Annotated in this window: 13 protein-coding genes; 5 read left to right on the top strand and 8 right to left on the bottom strand. The window is 75.9% G+C overall.

All coding sequences use genetic code 11. The features are described from left to right. Window positions 1-102 precede the first annotated feature (102 nt). Window positions 103-789, bottom strand: a complete 687-nt coding sequence (locus Sdia_RS02690) for an HD domain-containing protein (RefSeq protein WP_100456257.1) — start codon at window positions 787-789, stop codon at window positions 103-105. 293 nt (window positions 790-1082) lie between these two features. Here Sdia_RS02690 and Sdia_RS02685 point away from each other — a divergent pair, with 293 nt between their 5' ends. Beyond that, window positions 1083-1805: a copper homeostasis protein CutC gene (locus tag Sdia_RS02685; protein ID WP_185393288.1), complete on the top strand. Its 723-nt coding sequence runs from the start codon at window positions 1083-1085 to the stop codon at window positions 1803-1805. A 104-nt stretch (window positions 1806-1909) separates the two neighbouring features. Here the strand turns inward: Sdia_RS02685 and bla are convergent, their stop codons facing one another. Both bla and Sdia_RS02675 read right to left on the bottom strand, forming a co-directional pair. Beyond that, complete coding sequence (gene bla, locus Sdia_RS02680) at window positions 1910-2842, bottom strand: class A beta-lactamase (protein WP_100456255.1); 933 nt, start codon at window positions 2840-2842, stop codon at window positions 1910-1912. Between the two features lie 325 nt (window positions 2843-3167). Then, window positions 3168-5291, bottom strand: a complete 2124-nt coding sequence (locus Sdia_RS02675; RefSeq protein WP_100456254.1) for a HelD family protein — start codon at window positions 5289-5291, stop codon at window positions 3168-3170. A 480-nt stretch (window positions 5292-5771) separates the two neighbouring features. Between Sdia_RS02675 and Sdia_RS02670 the strand changes: the two genes are divergently transcribed. Further along, the gene (locus tag Sdia_RS02670; protein ID WP_185393772.1) at window positions 5772-6944 is read left to right on the top strand and encodes a glycosyltransferase 87 family protein; all 1173 of its coding nucleotides are present in this window, start codon (window positions 5772-5774) and stop codon (window positions 6942-6944) included. Between the two features lie 127 nt (window positions 6945-7071). On the opposite strand, the gene Sdia_RS02665 is transcribed toward Sdia_RS02670, so the two are convergent. Next, window positions 7072-7665 carry a TetR/AcrR family transcriptional regulator gene (locus Sdia_RS02665; protein ID WP_115067765.1) on the bottom strand — a complete coding sequence of 198 codons (594 nt, stop codon included), beginning with the start codon at window positions 7663-7665 and terminating at the stop codon, window positions 7072-7074. Window positions 7666-7766: 101 nt separating this feature from the next. Here Sdia_RS02665 and Sdia_RS02660 point away from each other — a divergent pair, with 101 nt between their 5' ends. Further along, on the top strand, window positions 7767-8507 hold the full coding sequence (locus Sdia_RS02660) for a nitroreductase (protein WP_100456251.1): 741 nt from the start codon (window positions 7767-7769) through the stop codon (window positions 8505-8507). Between the two features lie 85 nt (window positions 8508-8592). Here Sdia_RS02660 and Sdia_RS02655 read toward each other — a convergent pair whose 3' ends face one another. Beyond that, a complete protein-coding gene (locus tag Sdia_RS02655) occupies window positions 8593-10089 on the bottom strand; it encodes a glutamate-cysteine ligase family protein (protein ID WP_100456250.1) in 1497 nt (498 codons plus the stop codon). 231 nt (window positions 10090-10320) lie between these two features. On the opposite strand from Sdia_RS02655, the gene Sdia_RS02650 reads away from it, so the two are divergent. Beyond that, window positions 10321-10755, top strand: coding sequence for a VOC family protein (locus Sdia_RS02650; RefSeq protein ID WP_100456249.1), 435 nt, complete (start codon window positions 10321-10323; stop codon window positions 10753-10755). A gap of 268 nt (window positions 10756-11023) precedes the next feature. On the opposite strand, the gene Sdia_RS02645 is transcribed toward Sdia_RS02650, so the two are convergent. The 3 genes from Sdia_RS02645 to Sdia_RS02635 form a co-directional block, all read right to left on the bottom strand. Then, window positions 11024-11461 (bottom strand): peptidoglycan-binding protein, encoded by a 438-nt coding sequence (locus Sdia_RS02645; protein ID WP_100456247.1) that lies wholly within the window; start codon window positions 11459-11461, stop codon window positions 11024-11026. A gap of 411 nt (window positions 11462-11872) precedes the next feature. Next, the gene (locus tag Sdia_RS02640; protein ID WP_124287556.1) at window positions 11873-13510 is read right to left on the bottom strand and encodes a DNA repair helicase XPB; all 1638 of its coding nucleotides are present in this window, start codon (window positions 13508-13510) and stop codon (window positions 11873-11875) included. A 425-nt stretch (window positions 13511-13935) separates the two neighbouring features. Then, the gene (locus Sdia_RS02635) at window positions 13936-16626 is read right to left on the bottom strand and encodes a helicase-associated domain-containing protein (protein WP_189500123.1); all 2691 of its coding nucleotides are present in this window, start codon (window positions 16624-16626) and stop codon (window positions 13936-13938) included. Window positions 16627-17275: 649 nt separating this feature from the next. Between Sdia_RS02635 and Sdia_RS02630 the strand changes: the two genes are divergently transcribed. Beyond that, window positions 17276-18379, top strand: coding sequence for a hypothetical protein (locus tag Sdia_RS02630; protein WP_115067768.1), 1104 nt, complete (start codon window positions 17276-17278; stop codon window positions 18377-18379). Window positions 18380-18505: the final 126 nt, after the last annotated feature.

Here is an 18505-nt window from a genome sequence, read left to right as displayed (position 1 = left end):
CCTGCGCGGTGCCCGCGGTGCCCGCGGTGCCCGCGGTGAGAGCGCGTGCCGGGCGCCGGGGGCGCCGTTCCGGGTGCGAAGACCCCTGGCCCGCCCGGCCTCTCACATCACCAGCAGGTCCAGTTCCGTCCGCAGGTTCTGACGGGCCTGCTCCTCCCAGTGCCGGTGGCCGTACTCGGTGCGGAACAGGGCGGGGCGCTCCAGCATCTGGAGGAGCAGCTCGGCGCGGACCGCCCGGAAGGTCTCGCCCTCGACGAAGCCGTACTCGGAACGCACCGCCGAGGCGTACGCGGCGTACTCCTCGGGACTGCCGGCCAGCACCCCGAGGTCGGCGTCGCACAGGACGGCGCCGTTGCCGTCGGCGTCGGCCGGGTCGTGGCCGACGGTGAGGCGGACGAGGCGGACCACCTCGGCGACCTGGCGGTCGGCGAGGCCGAGTTCGCGCAGGGCGCGCTCGGCGAGGCGGGCGCTGCGCTCCTCGTTGTTGTCCCGCTCGGGCAGGTAGACGGCGTCGTGGAACCAGCCGGCGAGGCGGACCAGCTCGATGTCCTCGGCGTAGGAGTGCCCGGCGAGCAGGTCGATCCGGTCGAGCACCGCCGCCAGGTGCCCCACCGTGTGGTACGCGCGCTGCGGCTCGCTCCACCGGGCGAGCAGGTTCCCGGCGTACGGCTCGGGAGGCGGCCCCGCCCCGTCCGGCCCGCGTACGGCGTCGACGGTGGCCACCCAGCGGGCGACCAGGGCGGAGCGGGGATCGGCGGCCGGGGTGGTCCCGGCGGGTACGGAGGCCATGGCTCCATTGTGGCCGCCCCGCGGGCGCGGCGGCGGGGCGAGGCGTGCCCCGGCGCGGTCTCTGTTCCGGAGTCCGTCTGCCGTGGCGGCGTGGCGGCGCGTAGGGTGGTGCATTGGACTAGACCTATCGCGCCGCTTGCGGCACCCGGTGGTAGGCGACGTCCGCATTGTTCATACTTGAGTGGCTCCGCTGCTCAAGTCGGTCGTACGTCAACTTGTTCGTCATCTTGTGGTCCGTCATCGGCACAGGCATCGGTGGTCGCCGGAACCGGCGGTCGGAATAGGGGTCACCCATGAGCAAGCGCGCCCTCCTGGAGGTGATCGCCCTCGATGCGCGGGACGCCGTCGCGGCGGCCGAAGGCGGAGCCGACCGGCTGGAACTCGTCACCGACATGGCCGCCGACGGCCTCACCCCCTCCCTCGCCACCTTCCGCGAGGTCAGGGCCGCCGTCCCGCTGCCCGTCCGGGTGATGCTCCGCGCCTCCGACGGCTTCTCCGCCGGTACCCCCGCCGATCTGCTCGCCCTCACCGACACCGCCCGTGCCCTGCGCGACGCGGGCGCCGACGAGTTCGTCTTCGGCTTCCTCGACGAGACCGGCGGCCCCGACCTGCGGGCCCTCGACGCCCTCCTCGCCGTGCTCCACGACACGGCCGCCCCGGCCCCGGCCCGCTGGACCTTCCACCGCGCCATCGACCGGGCCGCCTCCCGCGAATCCCTCCGCAAGCACCTCGTCGACCTGCCCGGCCTCGACACCTACCTCACCGCCGGTTCCCCCGACGGCGTCACCGACGGCCTCCCCACCCTCCTCACCGAGGCCGCCCGCACCCACTCCGCCGAACCGGGGTACGAGCCCGTCCTCATGGTCGGCGGCGGCCTCCACCTCAGCCACGTCCCCCGGCTCCTCGGCGCCGGGATCACCGCCTTCCACATCGGCGGGGCGGCACGGCCGCAGGGATGGGCGGGGCCGGTGGCGGCTTCGGCGGTGGGCGAGTGGCGGGGGGAGCTCGGAGAGTGAGGCCGGCGCGAAGAGGCGAAGCCGCGGGCCGGACGGTGCGGCCCCGGACGGCTTGGCCGCGTCCCCGCGGAGGCGGCCACCCGTGAGGTGACCGCCGTGCTCGGCTACCCCAGCGTCTCCGCCAGCACCCGGGCCGCGTCCGCCACGAGGCCGTCGTCGCGGACGGCGTCCTCCTCGGGCTGGGTGGTGAGGACGGTCAGGACGATCGGGGAGCGGCCGGGGGGCCAGGTGACGCCCGCGTCGTTGTTGGTGCCGTGGCGGCCGGCGCCCGTCTTGTCGCCGAGGGTCCACTCCTTCGGCAGGCCCGCGCGGAAGCGGCCGCCGCTCGTGGTGTTGGCGAGGAGCCAGCCGGTCAGCAGGCGGCGGTCGCGCGGGTTCAGGGCGTCGCCGAGGACGAGACGGCCATAAGTTCCGGTGATGGCGCGCGGCGAGGTGGTGTCGGTGACGCGGCCGGGCTCGGCCGAGTTCAGCTCCGGCTCCCACCGGTCGAGCCGGGTGACGCGGTCGCCGAGCGAGCGGGCGAACCGGGTGACGGCGGTGGGCCCGCCCAGCTCGCGCAGGACGAGGTTGGCGGCGCAGTTGTCGGAGGCGGTGATCGAGACCTCGCACAACTCCTCGACGGTCATGCCGTTGGCCAGGTTCTCCTCCTTGCCCGTCTCGGGGGCTCCGCCGGCCCGCTCGACGTCCTTCGCCGTGTAGAAGATCCGGCGGGACAGGAACTCCCCGTCCCGGTCGAGGTCGCGCAGGACGGCGGCCGACGACAGCGTCTTGAACACCGAACACATCGGGAACAGCTCGTCCGCCCGGTACGCGACCGTCCGCCCGCTCCCGCTGTCGTACGCGTACACGCCGAGCCGCGCCCCGCTGGCCCGCTCCAGGCCGGCGAGCCGCCGGACGGCGTCGGAGGCGGCACCGTGGCCGCGCCCTGCGGAGGAGGCGTGCGCGGTACCGGGGACGAGTGTGGCGGCGGCGAGGGCGGCGCCCGCTGTGGCGGTCAGCAGGGTGCGGCGGGAGGGACGGGAGGTGCTGGGGCGCACAGGGTGGTTCCTCTCGATCAGGGCGTGAGGGGGGGCTCCGTACAGGGACGCCATGACCGAGGCCGCTGGTTTCACCGGGCTCGGCCGGGCACCTGGTGGCGCCGGAGGGACCGACCGCATCCGGCCCGTCCTCCCTCGTGCGGCCACCACTCCAGGACGGTAGCCCTCCTCCGGCCCGACGAGCCCGCCACCGCGCCACCGCGCCACCCCCGTCCTCCTCGACGACCGGGCCGGCATGACGACCGGGGCAGGGCCCCGTCCCCGCGCCCGAGGGGCGTGGCCCGGCCGTGGTGGCTCGCGACGGGGGTCCTTCAGTCCGGCGTCGTCACCGCCCCAGTTCCCGCGGCAGTTCTCCCTCATGCACCACGGTCAGCCCGGACACGGCGCGCGTGAGTGCCACGTACAACCGCCGCAACCCCGCTCCCCGGGTCGGCTCCGCCTCCACCACACCCCCTGGCTCGCCCAACACCACGTAGTCGTACTCCAGACCCTTGGCGAGTGAAGCCGGGACCAGGGTCAGCCGGGCGTCCGCCCGTGTCTCGTCGCCCGGTGCCAGCGGCGCCAGGCCGGCCCCCACCAGGGCCTCGCGGGTGGCCTCCACCAGGGGGTCGGGGACGAGCAGCCCCGTCGAGCCCTCGTGGGTGAGCGCGTCGTGGCACGCCTCCACCAGACCCGGCAGCAGGGCACCCGGCTCCGTCCGCACCAGGCGCAGCGACCCCGGCGACTCGCGGACCGAGCGGACCTCCCTCAGGCCGGGGGCGATGGCGGGGAGCAGCCGGGAGGCGTAGGCGATGACCTCGCGGGGGACGCGGAAGCCGGCGGTCAGTTCTTCCACGTGGGCCTCGGGTTTGCCGAGGTGGCGGAGGGCTTCCGGCCAGGCGGGGGTGGCCCAGGCGGTGGTGCCCTGGGCGAGGTCGCCGAGGACGGTGGCGGAGCCGGTGGAGCAGCGGCGGCCGACGGCGCGGTACTGCATGGGGGAGAGGTCCTGGGCCTCGTCCAGGACGACGTGGCCCAGCGACGGGGTGCGTTCGACCAGGTCGCGGGCCTCGTCGATGAGGACGGCGTCGGCGGGGGACCAGCGGGCCGACTTCACGCCGCGGTAGGGCTTGGGCCAGAGCAGGGCGGTGCGTTCCTCCTCGGTGAGCAGGTCCGCGGAGTGGGCGCGGAGGAAGTCGGCGTCGCCGAGGAGGCGCACGACCAGCTTGGCCGGGTCGACGGGCGGCCACACCTCCTTGACCAGGGCTTTCACGGCGCGGTCGCGGGCCACGGCGTTCTGGACGCGGTCGTCGGGGGCCTCCCCGGCCTGTTCCATGCGGAGCAGCACGGCGTGCGCGATGCGCTGGGGGAGGGCCTCGCGGGCGGCGCCGTAGCGGATGTCGCGGGCGAGGAGTTCCTCGATCATCACGGTGATCTCGTCGGCGGGTACGCGCCAGCGGCGCGAGCCGCGCACCACGACGAGGGGTTCGGTGGGACGGCCCACGTGGGAGCGCAGGGCGCGGCGCAGCACCTCGGCCATGCGGGCGTCGCCCTTGACGACCGCGGTCGGCGCCGGGTCGGTGGCGGTCACCGGCACGTGGGCGACGAGGGTCTCGACGGTGGCCTGCCGCACGGTCAGCTCGCCGAGGGCGGGGAGCACCTGCTCGATGTAGCGGAGGAAGGAGTCGTTCGGCCCGATGACGAGGGTGCCGGTGCGGGCCAGCCGCTCGCGGTGCGCGTACAGCAGGTAGGCGACGCGGTGCAGGCCGACGGCGGTCTTGCCGGTGCCGGGGCCGCCCTGGACGCAGACGGTGCCGGAGAGGCCGGCGCGGACGATCTCGTCCTGCTCGGGCTGGATGGTGGCGACGATGTCGCGCATCGGGCCGACACGCGGGCGTTCGATCTCCTGCTGGAGCAGGCGGCTGGTGCGCTCCCCGCCGTCGCCCCCGGCGGTCAGGTCCTCGTCCTCGTACGCGGTGATGTCGCCGCCGGTGCAGCCGAAGCGGCGGCGCAGCGCGACGTCCAGCGGGTTGGTGCGGGACGCCTGGTAGAAGGGCTGGGAGACGGGGGCGCGCCAGTCGATGACCATGGGGTCGCCGGCCGGGTCGTGGACGTGGCGGCGGCCGATGTAGAAGCGTTCGGCGCGGTACGGGCCCTCGGCGGTACCGCTCGCCTCGTCGGCGGCGACCTGGCGGACGTAGTCGAGGCGGCCGAAGAAGAGCGGGGTGTGCGCGAGGTCGGCGAGGGAGTCGATCCGCTCCTCGATCCGGGCGTTCAGGACGGCGGCGTTGACCCAGTTCGCCGTGACGTCGGTGAGGTCGAGCGATTCGACGTCCTCGCGCATGGCCCGCAGCGAGGCCCGGGAGGCGGCCAGATGGGCGCGTTCGCGGGCGAGCGGGTCGCCGTCGGACGGGACGCCGGCGGAGTGCGGGGTGCCGGGAGCGGTCTCGGGGGTGTCGTGCGGCGTGAGCACGGGCGCTTGCCTCCGTGGTGCGGTCTTCGTACGGACATCGTGCGGGCACGCGGGCGGGGCGCACCGGGCCCGGACGAGGTCGGGGGCGGGTGCGCGGCGGGGCGTACCGGGTGTGTGAGGGTCGGTCCGCCACGACGGGCGGTCACTTCACGACGCGCCGGCCGGTTTCCGTCCGGCCGACGGCGCTCCCCCGAAGGGGAGGCGGGCAAGGCGGCAGATTGTAGGCGGGAGGAGGGGGCGGGGGCCAATGGATTGCCCGGCGGCCCCGCGCGGGCGGTCCGTGCGCCCGCTCGCCGCGTCCCTCCCCGCGACCGGCGCCCCCGGCCGAGCCCGCGCCCGAGGCCCTGGAGGACGACCGGTCACCGGCCCGGCCGGAACCGTGCGGGCCCGCTTGCCGGGGCGCGACGATCCACTAATGTCGCGCGGGTGACACACCTGGCAGTGATCAAAAGGTCACCCGGTGTACGACTGGCGGCCGGTGTGCTGGCGCTCTCGTTCACCGCGTTCGTCGCCCTGTGCCTGATCCAGCACATCGCGATGGCGGACACCCTCGTCTACCGCGCCGAGGGCCGGGCCGTCGTCAACGGCAGCGACCTCTATGGCTTCACCGTCACCGAGTGGGAACTGCCCGCGACCTACCCGCCGTTCGCGGCGATCCTCTTCGTGCCGACGACCTGGCTGCCGATACCCGCGCTGAAGGTCTGCTTCATCCTCGGCAACACCGCGCTGCTCGCCCTCCTGGTCCACCTCTCCTGCCGCCTCGCCGCACGCCCCACCCGCGCCCCGTTCCTGCTGCTCGCGGTGGCGGTGGGGATCTGGCTGGAGCCGGTCTTCCAGACGCTGTTGTTCGGCCAGATCAACCTGGCGATCGTCTGCCTCGTCGTGTGGGACCTGACCCGCCCGGCCGGAGCCCTCGGCAAGGGGTTCGCCCTCGGCGTCGCCACCGGCGTGAAGCTGACCCCGGGCATCTTCATCGTCCACCTGCTGCTCACCGGGCGGGTCCGCGAGGGCCTGACCGCGCTGGCCTCGTTCTCCGGCACGGTGCTGCTGGGCGCGCTGGTCCTGCCGTCGGCCACCGTCGACTTCTTCACCCGCCGCCTCTACGAGACGGGCCGCGTCGGCCTCGCCTGGATCGTCGACAACCAGTCCCTGCAGGGCCTGATCGCCCGCGCGCTGCACACCGAACACCCGGGCCCGGCCTGGGCCGTGCCGACCGCCTTCGTCGGCCTCGCCGGGCTGTGGCTGGCCCGCCGGCTCGGTGGCGGGGGGCCGTGGCCGGTCCTGGTGACGGCGGTGACCGGGCTGCTCGTCTCGCCGATCAGCTGGTCGCACCACTGGGTGTGGTGCGTGCCGCTCCTCGTCGTCCTGCTGACGCGCGGGAACCGTCTGCTCGCCGCCGCCCTCACCGTGCTGTTCCTCGCCCGCCCGCACTGGATCCTGCCGCACCAGGGCGACCTGGACCTCCATTTCCCGTGGTGGCAGCAGCCGTTGGGCGCGCCCTACCCCGTCCTGGGCCTCGGCCTGCTCGCGGCCGCCACCTGGGCGGCGTACGGGTGGCGGCGGTACGGCGACAGCGGGCCGCGCGTACCCCGGCAGGGCGGCCGGGGTGTGGGCGGCGGCGCCGGGGAGCCCGTGGGGGACCGGGCGGGTTAGGGGTCGGGGCGCCGCTCCCGGCCCGGGCCGGCCGGCCCTCCAGGGCCTGTTGCGCGGGTCCCCTCCCCGCCTCGGTCGAGCGACGGGATCCCGGGCGCCAGGAGTACCAGCGACCCGGCGGCGCCCGTCAGACCGTGCCCGTCAGCGCGTTCTCCAGGAGGATCTCCGCGGCTGCCCGCGCGTGCCGGCCGTAGGCCGGCTCGCCCAGCACCATGGCGCGGCTGGCGGCACCGTCCGCGAGGGTCACGAGTTGCTCGGCGAGGAGGGCGGGCTCGCGGCAGCCCAGTTCCGTCACCAGGCCGGTCACCAGCCGCACCATCAGCAGTTTCTGTTCGCGGGCGTAGGCGTGGACCGCGTCCTGCGGGTCGGGGAACTCCACGGCGGCGTCGATGAACGGGCATCCGCGCACGGGATCCGTACCGGCCGGAGGCGGGTCGAACAGGGCGAGGACGCGCTCCCTGGCGGGAATGTCCTCGCGCGCCAGGGCACCTTCCAGGGTGCGCCCCGTCGAGGAGAGGTCCTCGAGGTGGGCGAGGACCAGCTCGTCCTTGGTCCTGAAGTGCGCGTAGAGGGTCCGCTTGGAGACCGGCGCCCGCTCCGCGATCTGCTCCATGCCGGTCGCGTTGATCCCCTGGGCCGCGAACAGCCCGGCCGCGGCGGCCAGGATGCGCTCCCGCCCTCCGCGGCCCTGCCGTCGAGTCGCCGTCGCCGTCGTGGTCATGGCGTGAGTATACGTTCTCGTTTACTTCGGAGGGGGAGGCTGGTTATAGTGCGTCTCCAGGTAAACGTCTCCGTTTACTTCAGTGATCTGAGGAGAGTGCCATGAACGGACCGGTCTTCACCCCGACGCGCACGAGCGAGGCGCCCGCCGGCGGGACGCGGACGGGCGGGGCGCGAACGCCGGAGTACACCGAGCAGCTGATCCGCGGGCGCCGCGCGATCCGCGCGTTCCGGCCCGACCCGGTACCCGAGGAGACTCTGCGCGGGATCTTCTCCCTGGCCGGCGCCGCGCCGTCCAACTCCAACGCGCAGCCGTGGCGGGTCGAGGTGGTGAGCGGCGCCCGGCGAGACCGCCTGGCCGACGCCCTGCGAACGGCCCACGCCGAGCGGCGCGTCACGGCCGACTACCCCTACTCCGAAAGCATGTACGCCCCCGTCCACCAGGAACGGCGGGCGGCCTTCGGCGCCGGCCTGTACGGAGCACTGGGCATCGGACCCGACGACCACCCGGCCCGCGCGGCCTACGACGCGGAGAGCCTGGGCTTCTACGGGGCGCCCCACGCCGCGTTCCTGTTCGTCACCGGCGACGGCGGGCCACGACTGGCCGCCGACGCCGGCGCCTACCTGCAGACGCTGCTGCTGGCCATGACCGGCTACGGCGTGGCCAGCTGCCCGCAGGGCCTCCTCAGCTTCCACGCCGACACCGTCCGCGGCCAACTCGGTGTGGACGAAGGGAAGCTGCTCGTGGGTGTCTCCTTCGGCTACGCCGACGAGAGCGCGCCGGTGAACCGAGTGGCGTCCGGTCGCGCGGCCTTGGAGGCAACCACCACGTTCCACGCCTAGGGCCGGCCCCGAAGGCGCTGGTCACCGGCCCGGACCCGGTCCGGTGCGCGGGCGCCCGCGACTCGTGCGAGGCGCGCGGACGCGTCTACCGCGGACTCCCCGTCCGGCCGGCCCTCTCAGCCTTCCCCCGCGCCCTCGGCTGCGGCGCGGGCCAACTGTGCACCGGCGCCCCCGTCGAACTCAGCTCCAGATACCGGCGTACCGTCGCCCGGTCGTCCGAGCCGAGCGCCCGGTGGGTCCGCCGCTGCCAGTGGGCGCCGGAGCGCCCGGTCAGTACGCGCCCCTCCACCACCCCCAGCCACCGCTGCACCTCGTCCTCGGAGACCCCGGCGCCGGCCAGTCCGGCGGCCGCGCGGGGCAGCAGGGCGCGGACGAGGTCGCGGGCGGCGAGGCGGATGGGGGCGGCCTTGCCCGCGGGCCACCAGAGGCGGGCGGCCATGCCGTCGCGGGCGGCGGTGTAGAAGTTCTCCCGGGCGAGGGCGAAGGGGAGTTCGCCGCCGGGCTCGCGGGCGGCGCGGTCGAGGACGAGGCCGGTCAGCAGGGCGGTGTTGGCGACCATGTCGGCGGGGGTCGGCCCGGAGGGCAGGGCCCGCAGCTCGATGCGCAGGTGACCGTCGCCGGCCGGGTCGTACACCGGGCGGTTCCACCACCACAGCGTGCCCAGGTGCAGGCGCAGCTCGTCCAGGGCGGGCGGGCCGCCCGGTCGCAGCGGCCGGTCCCAGTCGCCGTCCGAGCAGAGCGGGACCAGCGGCGTGTACCGGCGTACCGCCTCCTCGACCAGCTCCCGCACGCCCCCGCGCAGCCACCCGTGGCCGAAGCCGGAGCGCCGGTCGGCGGCGGCGACGCGGCGCCGGTGCTGGCCGAAGGCCTGCTCGTACCAGGGGATGCGGGACTCGTCCCAGGCCCGTCTGCCCAGCAGCAGCGGCGAGTTGGCGGCGACGGCGAGGACGGGGGCGATCATGAGCTGGGCGGCGTTGTGGACGCGGGTGAACTCCTCGGGCCGTACGGTCAGGTGGACCTGCCAGGAGCTGGCGGCGCCCTGCGCGCAGAAGGTGTCGGAGCGCATCCGCAACCGCTGCTCCCCGCTGACCCGCAGCCCGCGCCCGGCCCGCCCGAGGGCGTCGTCGATCACCGCGTAGCGGCCGCGCGGCGACATGTTGCGCCGGGTCAGGTCACCCGGGCGCAGGGTCGGCAGCAGGCCCGCGCAGTACGGCTCGGCGCCGAACGGGACGCCCGCCCGGCGGACCGTCTCCAGCAGGGCTTCGGCCTCTTCGTGCAGGGCGGTGAAGGGGCGGGGGCGTAAGGGGACGGGGGTGAGGTTGGCCTCCAGGTTGTAGCGGTTGACCTCCAGGACGAGGCGGGGGTCGGCGGCGACGCGGCGGACCTCCTCGTTCCGGGGGACGGGCACGCCGTCGCGCGTCACGAGGAACATCTCCAGCTCCGCGCCGAGCGTCGGCTCCCCGGTGCCGAACCCGGGCGAGGTGAGGAGCCCGTCGAGGAGGCCGAGCGAGGCCCGCAGCCGCGCCCCGAACCGTTCCCTGTCCTCGTCGGTGAAGTCGCGCTGGGGAAGATCACGTCCCATGGCCTGCTCCCGGCTGTCGTCAGGGCCGGCACAGGGCTGCCGCCGGGACCGGCCGTCGTCTGGGGGCCGCACGAGGGCCCGGCGTTGCTTGCCCGCGTCCGGGTCGCCCCACACCACGGCGAACGGCGGCTGACCGGATCCGGTGCCCCGGGCCGGGCGGGCCGGCAACCGGGCCGCGACCGCCGGGAATTCGGTTGCGGGCGCCCTGACGAGGCCCTCTAGGGTGACCGCATGGCATCGGTCAAGCAGGTCCAGATCACGTTCGACTGCGCGAGCCCGCGACGCGTCGCCCGCTTCTGGAGCGAGGCGCTGGGGTACGTCCTCCCGGACCCGCCGGAGGGTTTCGCCACGTGGGAGGCGTACGACGCGTCGCGGCCGGCCGAGGAGCGGGACACCTGGTCCGCCTGCGGCGACCCCACGGGCGTGGGCCCGCGGCTCTACTTCCAGCGCGTCCCCGAGGGCAAGGTCGCCAAGAACCGCGTCCACCTCGACATCCGCGCCGGAACCGGGCTGGTGGGCGAGGAGCGCCTGGCCGCACTGGAGGCCGAATGCGCACGCCTCGAAGCGCTCGGCGCGGTCCGCGGCACGCTGCTGCTCGCCGACGAGGAGAACGAGTCCTGCCAGAACATGCGGGACGTGGAGGGGAACGAGTTCTGCCTGGACTGAGCGGGTGGCCCGCCGGGCCACCGGCCCGCGTGGCGTGCCGGAGCGCCGGGGCCTCGACGGCGTCCCGGTCCGCCTCGACGTCCTCGCCGTCAGCCGGAATCGGCGGCTGTGCGCGCGGCACGGGCGCACTCGGGAGAGCGAGGACGCCCTCGACGGGTGCCCCGTACCGGAACCGGGTCGGTGCTCCAGGGCCGGCGCGGGCACCGGAGCGGCCGGGTGAGCCCCGGCTCCGGTGCCCGCGATCGTTCCCCCCTCTCGCGCCGCGAGGTCAGCGCGTGTTGGCGTACGTCTTGAAGGCGGCGATGGTCTGGGGGCCGACGACGCCGTCCTGGGCGCCGTCGTAGCCGTAGCTGCGCAGGAGGCGCTGGAGGGCCTTCACGGTGCCGCCGCCGACGACTCCGTCGATCGCGCCGGTGTAGCCGAAGTTGCGGAGGTTGCGCTGCATCGCCTTCCAGCTCGCGGTGCCGAGCTGGCCGTCGATGGCGCCCTTGTAGCCGTAGAAGTCGCGCAGGTAGAGCTGGACCCTCTTGGCCTGGGCGGTGCTCAGGCCGAGGTTGACGACCGCGAGCGGGGCGACGTCCTGGGTGCCGGCGGCTGCGGGGCCGTGCTGCGGGGAGGCGGCAACCGCGGTGCCCGCGGTGAAGCCGGAGGCGATGATCCCGGCCACGGCGATCACGCTGACGACGGATCTCTTGGTGGTACGCATGCTCTTCCACTCTTCCTCTCGTCTGACCAGGCCGACCGCGACCGGACGACCTGGGGAGAGATTGCGACGGGATGCCCAGCCGCCGCCACATTCCGGCGGGAGATGACGCATTTGTGGGTCGACCCACCCTCTGACCTGCGGAGACGGAGCCGCAGCGGAGCAGGGCCCCCGGGCGGGCCACCCGGGACCTCCGCCGGCCCGGCCCGGCCCGGCGGAGGTCCCGCACACGGAAGGACCGGGTCGTGGCGGTGCTCCCCGACGGCCACGCATCCGGGCGGGCGGCCGAACCCGGACGGGGACTCGGCCGCGCCGGCTCCGCCGGCAGGCGACGGCCGCTGACCCTCCTGCGGCGCCACCGGAACGCAGGCCACGCGGCCTGCGGTCGCTCCCGCCCGCCGGCCGCGCGGCCGCTCACCCCGCCAGCAGCTCGTCCGCGTCGACGATCCGGTACGCGTAGCCCTGTTCGGCCAGGAAGCGCTGGCGGTGGGCGGCGAAGTCCTGGTCGACGGTGTCGCGGGCGACGACCGAGTAGAAGCGGGCCTCGTGGCCGTCGGCCTTCGGACGCAGCAGGCGGCCCAGGCGCTGGGCCTCCTCCTGGCGGGAGCCGAAGGTGCCGGAGACCTGGATGGCGACGGTGGCCTCCGGCAGGTCGATGGAGAAGTTGGCGACCTTCGAGACGACCAGGACCGACAGTTCGCCGGTGCGGAAGGCGTCGAACAGCTTCTCGCGCTGGGCGTTGGAGGTGTCGCCCTTGATCACGGGCGCGTCGAGGTGCTCGCCCAGTTCGTCGAGCTGGTCGATGTACTGGCCGATGACGAGGGTCTGCTCGCCCTGGTGCTTGCGGACCAGGGCCTCGGTGACCTTCTGCTTGGACGCGGTGGTCGCGCAGAAGCGGTACTTCTCGTCGGACTCGGCGGTGGCGTAGGCGAGGCGTTCGCTCTCGGTGAGGTTGACGCGGACCTCGACGCAGTCGGCGGGGGCGATGTAGCCCTGCGCCTCGATCTCCTTCCACGGCGCGTCGAACCGCTTCGGGCCGATCAGCGAGAAGACGTCGGACTCGCGGCCGTCCTCGCGGACCAGGGTCGCGGTCAGGCCGAGGCGGCGGCGGGCCTGGAGGTCGGCGGTGAACTTGAAGACCGGCGCGGGCAGCAGGTGCACCTCGTCGTAGACGACCAGGCCCCAGTCCCGGGAGTCGAACAGCTCCAGGTGGGGGTAGATCCCCTTCCGCTTCGTCGTCAGCACCTGGTACGTCGCGATGGTGACCGGGCGGATCTCCTTCCTCGTCCCGCTGTACTCGCCGATCTCGTCCTCGGTCAGCGAGGTCCGCTTGATCAGTTCGCTCTTCCACTGGCGGGCGGAGACGGTGTTGGTGACCAGGATCAGCGTGGTGGCCTTGGCCTGCGCCATGGCGCCCGCGCCGACCAGCGTCTTGCCCGCGCCGCACGGCAGCACGACGACCCCGGACCCGCCGTGCCAGAACCCCTCGACGGCCTGCTTCTGGTAGGGGCGCAGCGCCCACCCGTCCTCGGCCAGGTCGATGGCGTGCGCCTCGCCGTCCACGTAACCGGCCAGGTCCTCGGCGGGCCAGCCCAGCTTCAGCAGCGCCTGCTTGATCTGCCCGCGCTCCGAGGGGTGCACCGCGACGGTGTCCGGGTCGATCCGGGCGCCGACCAGCGGCTGGATCTTCTTCGAGCGGAGGATCTCCTCCAGCACCGGGCGGTCGGTGGAGGTGAGGACCAGACCGTGCGCGGGGTGCTTGGTGAGGGTGAGGCGGCCGTACCGGTCCATCGTCTCCGCGATGTCGACCAGCAGGGCGTGCGGCACCGGGTACCGCGAGTACTCCACCAGTGCGTCCACGACCTGCTCGGCGTCGTGCCCGGCGGCCCGCGCGTTCCACAGGCCGAGCGGCGTCAGCCGGTAGGTGTGGATGTGCTCCGGCGCGCGCTCCAGCTCGGCGAACGGCGCGATGGCGCGCCGGCAGGCGTCCGCCTGCTCGTGGTCCACCTCCAGCAGCAGCGTCTTGTCACTCTGCACGATCAAACAGGACACCCGAACTCCTCCGTCTTACGCCCGTCCGCACCCGTTCCGTCCCGGCGGCCCCCACCGGGACGCACCGGGCCAGTCCTCCATGGTCGCGCATGGCGGGGCGTCGCGGGGGCGTGGCGGTGTCGGACGGGTCACGTCCGGGGTGCGTGGTACACGCCGCCCCCGGTACGCCGCCGGCCCGTCTCCGGCGCCGGAGCACCGCGTCCCGCTCGGGCTCTCCCCGGCCGGACCGGCCGGGGAGAGGGGCGGGGACGGCGCCGCATCGGGTCTCCCGGACGGAGGGCGGCGACACGGTACCCGGCCCCGCTCAAGCGGCGGCCGAGCGGGTTCCTGGGGGCGCCGCACCTCGCGACGGGGGCGGCTCCCGCCTCACGTGCGCACCGCGCCGCGTGCCGCCGCGTCGGCCGCCCCGCTCCGGCACGGGCGGCTCAGCGGGCCTGGTCGGCGCCGCCCGCCTCCTCCGCGAGTTCCGCGACGCCGGTGATGCGGTGCAGGGCGTAGGTGCGGACCTCGTCGGCGGTGTGGTCGTAGCCGGTGACGTAGCCGCCCTCCACGCGCAGCGGCGCCAGCAGGCGCTGCGAGGCGGCGCCCTCGGCGTTGACGTGGCCGATCCACAGGGAGTCGCCGGTCATCGCGGCCGCCTGGACGGTGGCGAGGGTCTCCGCCGCCGACGTACGCGGCAGGCCGCCCGGTGCCTCGGCGCCCGAGGCGTCCTTGCGCGGGGTCGTCGCCGCCCGGTCGCCCGCGCGCACCGCCCGTACCGCGGCGGTCAGCAGGGTGGCGTCCGGGGCCGGCGGGCCGTCGGGGACCGGCGCCGGAGGTGTGCGCGGGGGCGTGCGGTGGGCGTGCGCGCGGGCGACCAGCACGTCGCCCTCGGCGGACTCGGCGGCCGGGGCGAACCCCATCGCCCGCAGCCCCTCGATGAGGGTGCGCGGGTCGGTCCGGGCGGCGACGACCGTGGGCGCCAGGCGGCGCGGCCGCAGGGCGGCGGCCCGCCGGTCGGCGAGGATCTCGTCCAGGACCGCCTCGTCGTCACAGCGGACGTACGAGGAGGCGGCGCCGACCCGCAGCAGACCGTGGCGGCGCGCCACGTCGTCGATCAGGTACGTCAGCGGCTGCGGCACCGGGGTGCGGGAGTGCTGGGCGAGGAAGGTGTGCAGCTCGGTGGCGCTCCGCCCGGCGTCCAGGGCGCGGCGCACCGAGCCCGGAGTGAACCGGTAGACCGTCGCCCCGCCCGTCGACTCCACGTCGGCCAGGACCGCCAGCGCCTCGGCGAGCGGCCGGACCAGCGGGCCGGGGGCGACGGCGGTCAGGTCGGCCTGGAGCAGCACGTGGTCCAGCGGCTCGGGCAGGAGCGGGGCGAGCAGGGCGGCCACGACAGCCGCCCGCGGGGGCTCGGCCCCGGACCCGGCGGCCGCGGTGCCCGCGCCGGCCCCCTCGGACCTGCCCGCCGCGCCGAGCAGCGCCCGGCCGTGGGTGGTCAGGGCGCCGCGCCCGGACACCCCCAGCATCTCGGCCTCCAGCAGCGCCCACTCGGTGAGCCTGGTCCGCAGGGCCTCCGGGTTGTTGGCCTCGACCCCGCCGCCGTACGCGGGGCGCGCGCCGGTACGCGGCGGCGCGGGAGGCTCCCGGCGCGTCCCCGCCGAGCGCAACGGGCGCTCCCAGCGAAGCCGTTGGAGGAGCGACGCCGGGTCGGGCGCCTCGCCCGGCTCCAGCTCCGCCATCAGCTCCAGCACCCTGCGTCGCACCTCGGGCGCGGGGGAGCGGTCCAGGCCGGGGCCGAGCGCGGACAGGGTGCGGTCACGGCCGTCACGGCCGCCGATCAGGCCGGGAGTGCGGGTACCGGGCAGCCACGCCTCGGCCAGCCAGGCCCAGCGCTCGGCGGGCGGCAGGTCACGCCAGGCGTCGTACTCCGGGGTGGGGGCGTAGTGCTCGGCCTCGCCGGTCCGGCGGCGGGGACGGGCCTCGCGGCCCCCCTCGTCGTCGGCGCCGTCGGCCTCGTCGTCCCGGGCCCGGTCGTGGCGCTCCTCCAGGTACCCGCCGTCGGCGGCGATCAGCCCGGCCCCGTACGCCAGCTCCACCCAGAACGCGGCGACCGGCTCAGGGACCTCCAGGGTGCCCGCCGTCCGCTTCAGGTCGCGGATGCTCAGCCCGCCCGCGCGCAGCACGGCGGGCCCGCCCTCGTCCCAGGACCGCAGCAGCTCCTCGACGGTGGCCAGTGCCGCCAGCGCCTGCCCGCCCGCCGCCGCGTCCACCACCCGCGGCTTCCGCTCGGCCGCCACGGCCACCCGCGGCCGCGTCGGCTCCGGTACGCGGTGGGCGCGGCCCCCGCGCAGCGACAGCGCCGCCTCGCGCGGCAGGACGACCGTTCCCGGCGTGGTCGGCAGCAGCAGCCCCCGGTCCAGCAGCCAGCGCAGATGGGCCGCCGGCTCGGCCGTCACCTGGCCGTACGGAGGGCCCCACACCAGCCGCCCCAGCACCTCCCGGGAAGCCTCGGGAGCCTGGTCCAGCAGCTCGGCGACGCGCTCGCGGTCGGCGAAGAGGGCGCTGAGGGCGGCCACCGCCGACACCGCGTCGTGGGTGCCGGGCAGTCCGGCCGCCGCCAGGATCGTCTGGATCCGGCCCGGCGACATGCCCGAGGTCGCCTCCGCCACCGACGGGCCGAGCCCGGTCGGCGAGGAGTGCGAGGCCGACGGCGCCAGCAGCTCCCGGGCGGTCCGCACCAGCCGCAGCCGGTCCGCGCCGCCCCACACCAGGGCCCGGTCCCGCAGCAGTGCCACCGCGGCCGGCAGCGCCCCGGCCACCTCCTCGTCACCGTCGTCCCCGGCGAGCAGGCCGAGCAGCTCCTCGTACGAGGCCGGGTCAGGCGCGACCGCCAGCGCCTCGGCCGCCTGGAGCGAGAACCGGTCCAGGTGCTCCAGTGCCCGCAGCACCGAGGCCCGCGTCCCCGCCCGGGTCGCCAGCTGCGTCACGTCGGCCGGCACCGGATGGAGCAGATCGGGGCGGGCCCGGAGCAGGGCCGCCAGTGAGGCGTCGTCGCGCTCGCGCAGAGCCTGCGCCAGCGACCTCGGTCCCGGGTCCGCCGCCTGACCGTCCCTGTGCTGCTGCTCAGCGCTCATCCAGCCCACGGTAGCGGCCCGCACCCACTCCCCGCGCCGACCGGCACGAACCGTCACCGGGTCGGCAGCGGACGACCCGGTGAGGGAGCGGGGCCGCGAGCGTCAGCAGGGCGGGGGACGCCCGGACAGGAGAGCCGGACCGGCTCGGGCCGGGGCCGGTCCGTGGCCGGCGGCGCCTTCTCCACGCGGCCGAGGAAGGCGCGGCTCGCGACGCGTCACGCCCCTCGTGCCCGGTCTGCCGGACCGTGCCCGCCTCCCGGGGGTGTGCCCGCCGCCCGGCATCGTGCCCGTCTGCCGGCGCGGCGCCCGTCTCCCGGGCCGTGCCCGCCTCCCGGCATCGTGCCCGCCTCCCGGCGCGGCGCCCGCCTCCCGGGCCGTGCCCGCCTCCCGGGCCGTGCCCGCCTCCCGGCGCCGTGCTCGCCTCCCGGGCCGTGCACGACTGAGCGGCCGCCCTGCCGCCCCCGGAAGCGGACGACCGGGCGGGCCCGCGCCCTCGGCGCCGGTGCGGCGAGCGGAAGGGGCGAGGAAGGCGGCAGGGCGATGCGGGGAGGCCCGCCCACCCGGCACCAACGGCCCCGCCACGCCCCGGTGATGCGTACCGTTGGACCCGGCAGCGACCAGCCGGCCGTCGAGCGGAGTGAGGGGCAGCGTGGGGATCGAGAGCGATCAGCTCGTCTTCGACTATCTGAGCCGCGTCGGCGACCTCGCGCAGCAGCGGCACGTCCCGGCGGCCGAACGCATGAGGCTCATCACCGAGTTGCGCCGCGACATCGACCGGCGCAGGGCCCGGCCCGGCGGCGACAGCCCCGCCGCGGTACGCCGGACGCTCGGCAGACTCGGCAGCCCGGCCGAGGTGGTGGCCGGGGCCGGCGGTGCGGCCGGTGCCCCGGCCGCGCCCGAGCCGCCCGCGCACACCCCCGTACCGCCGCCGCGCCCCGCCGAGCCGGAGGCGGCGCCGGAGCCGGAGAGGCCGAGCCTGCGCAAGGTGTTCCCCGGCGCCCGGGAGCGTGCGGCCGAGGCGGACCCGGCGCCCCCCGAACCCCGGCGGATCCCCGGCCTGGAGGACGTCGGGCGCGGGGTCTCCGGCCCCGACCTGGCGGGCGCCTCCCCCGACTGGTGGCGCGTCGAGTCCACCCCCGAGGGGCTGGGCGGAGGGGGCGGCGCCGGGACCTTCGGGAGCCGGCTGCCCGGGCAGGTCGCCGGGTTCCAGGGCGGCGTGGAGATCCCCGAACTCCTCAACCCCGGCCTGCGGTGGGACAAGCCAGCCCCGGCGGACGCCGCCGCCGGCGGCGGCGAGGCGCGGGTCGCCGGCGAGGTGGAGGAGGAGGCCGCCGCCGAGGAGGCCGTGGCCGAGCCGGCCGGCGCCGGCGCCGGGGCCCGGCGCCGCAGGTTCTCGCCGCGCGCCCTCGTGGGCGGCGGCCTCGGCAGCCCCCTGCTCCTGCTGGCCGCCGCCCTGCTCGTCGCCGGGGCGGTGCTCGGCAACGTCTTCTGCCTGCTGTTCGGCTGGGCCACCGCCTACCTCACCAAGCGCCTCACCCCTCTGCAGGCCAAGTTCGCCGCCCTCGGCATCCCGGCCCTCACCCTGCTCGGCGGCGCCGTCTGGCTGTGGGGCCGCACCGAGGGCCGCTGGGGCGAGGTGGTCCCCGAGGCGGGCATGGCCGACGCCGTCACCGACCTGTGGCCGGTCCTGCTCCGCACGGCGGCCGTCGCCTCGGCGGTGTACCTGCTGTGGCGGGCGCGGCGGACGAGTTAGGGGCGGCGTCCCGCTCCGGGCCGCTCGCGGCGGCCGGGGCCCTCGCCTCGCCGATGTCCAACAGGTGTCCGAACACGGCGTGTTGTAATGCTCCTGTGAGCATCCCCCGGCAGCGCCGCGATCACG

The sequence above is a fragment of the Streptomyces diastaticus subsp. diastaticus genome (assembly GCF_011170125.1).
GTDB classification, from domain to species: Bacteria; Actinomycetota; Actinomycetes; order Streptomycetales; family Streptomycetaceae; genus Streptomyces; species Streptomyces diastaticus.
Note: the sequence above shows the minus strand (reverse complement) of the source record. Positions and strands in the feature narration are given on the sequence as shown.

Excerpts from the sequence above, each read along its gene's own strand:
- Sdia_RS02690 (WP_100456257.1), bottom strand. The coding sequence starts at position 789 with ATGGCCTCCGTACCCGCCGGGACCACCCCGGCCGCCGATCCCCGCTCC.
- Sdia_RS02685 (WP_185393288.1), top strand. The coding sequence starts at position 1,083 with ATGAGCAAGCGCGCCCTCCTGGAGGTGATCGCCCTCGATGCGCGGGAC.
- Sdia_RS02665 (WP_115067765.1), bottom strand. The coding sequence starts at position 7,665 with ATGACCACGACGGCGACGGCGACTCGACGGCAGGGCCGCGGAGGGCGG.
- Sdia_RS02660 (WP_100456251.1), top strand. The coding sequence starts at position 7,767 with ATGAACGGACCGGTCTTCACCCCGACGCGCACGAGCGAGGCGCCCGCC.
- Sdia_RS02655 (WP_100456250.1), bottom strand. The coding sequence starts at position 10,089 with ATGGGACGTGATCTTCCCCAGCGCGACTTCACCGACGAGGACAGGGAA.
- Sdia_RS02650 (WP_100456249.1), top strand. The coding sequence starts at position 10,321 with ATGGCATCGGTCAAGCAGGTCCAGATCACGTTCGACTGCGCGAGCCCG.
- Sdia_RS02645 (WP_100456247.1), bottom strand. The coding sequence starts at position 11,461 with ATGCGTACCACCAAGAGATCCGTCGTCAGCGTGATCGCCGTGGCCGGG.
- Sdia_RS02635 (WP_189500123.1), bottom strand. The coding sequence starts at position 16,626 with ATGAGCGCTGAGCAGCAGCACAGGGACGGTCAGGCGGCGGACCCGGGA.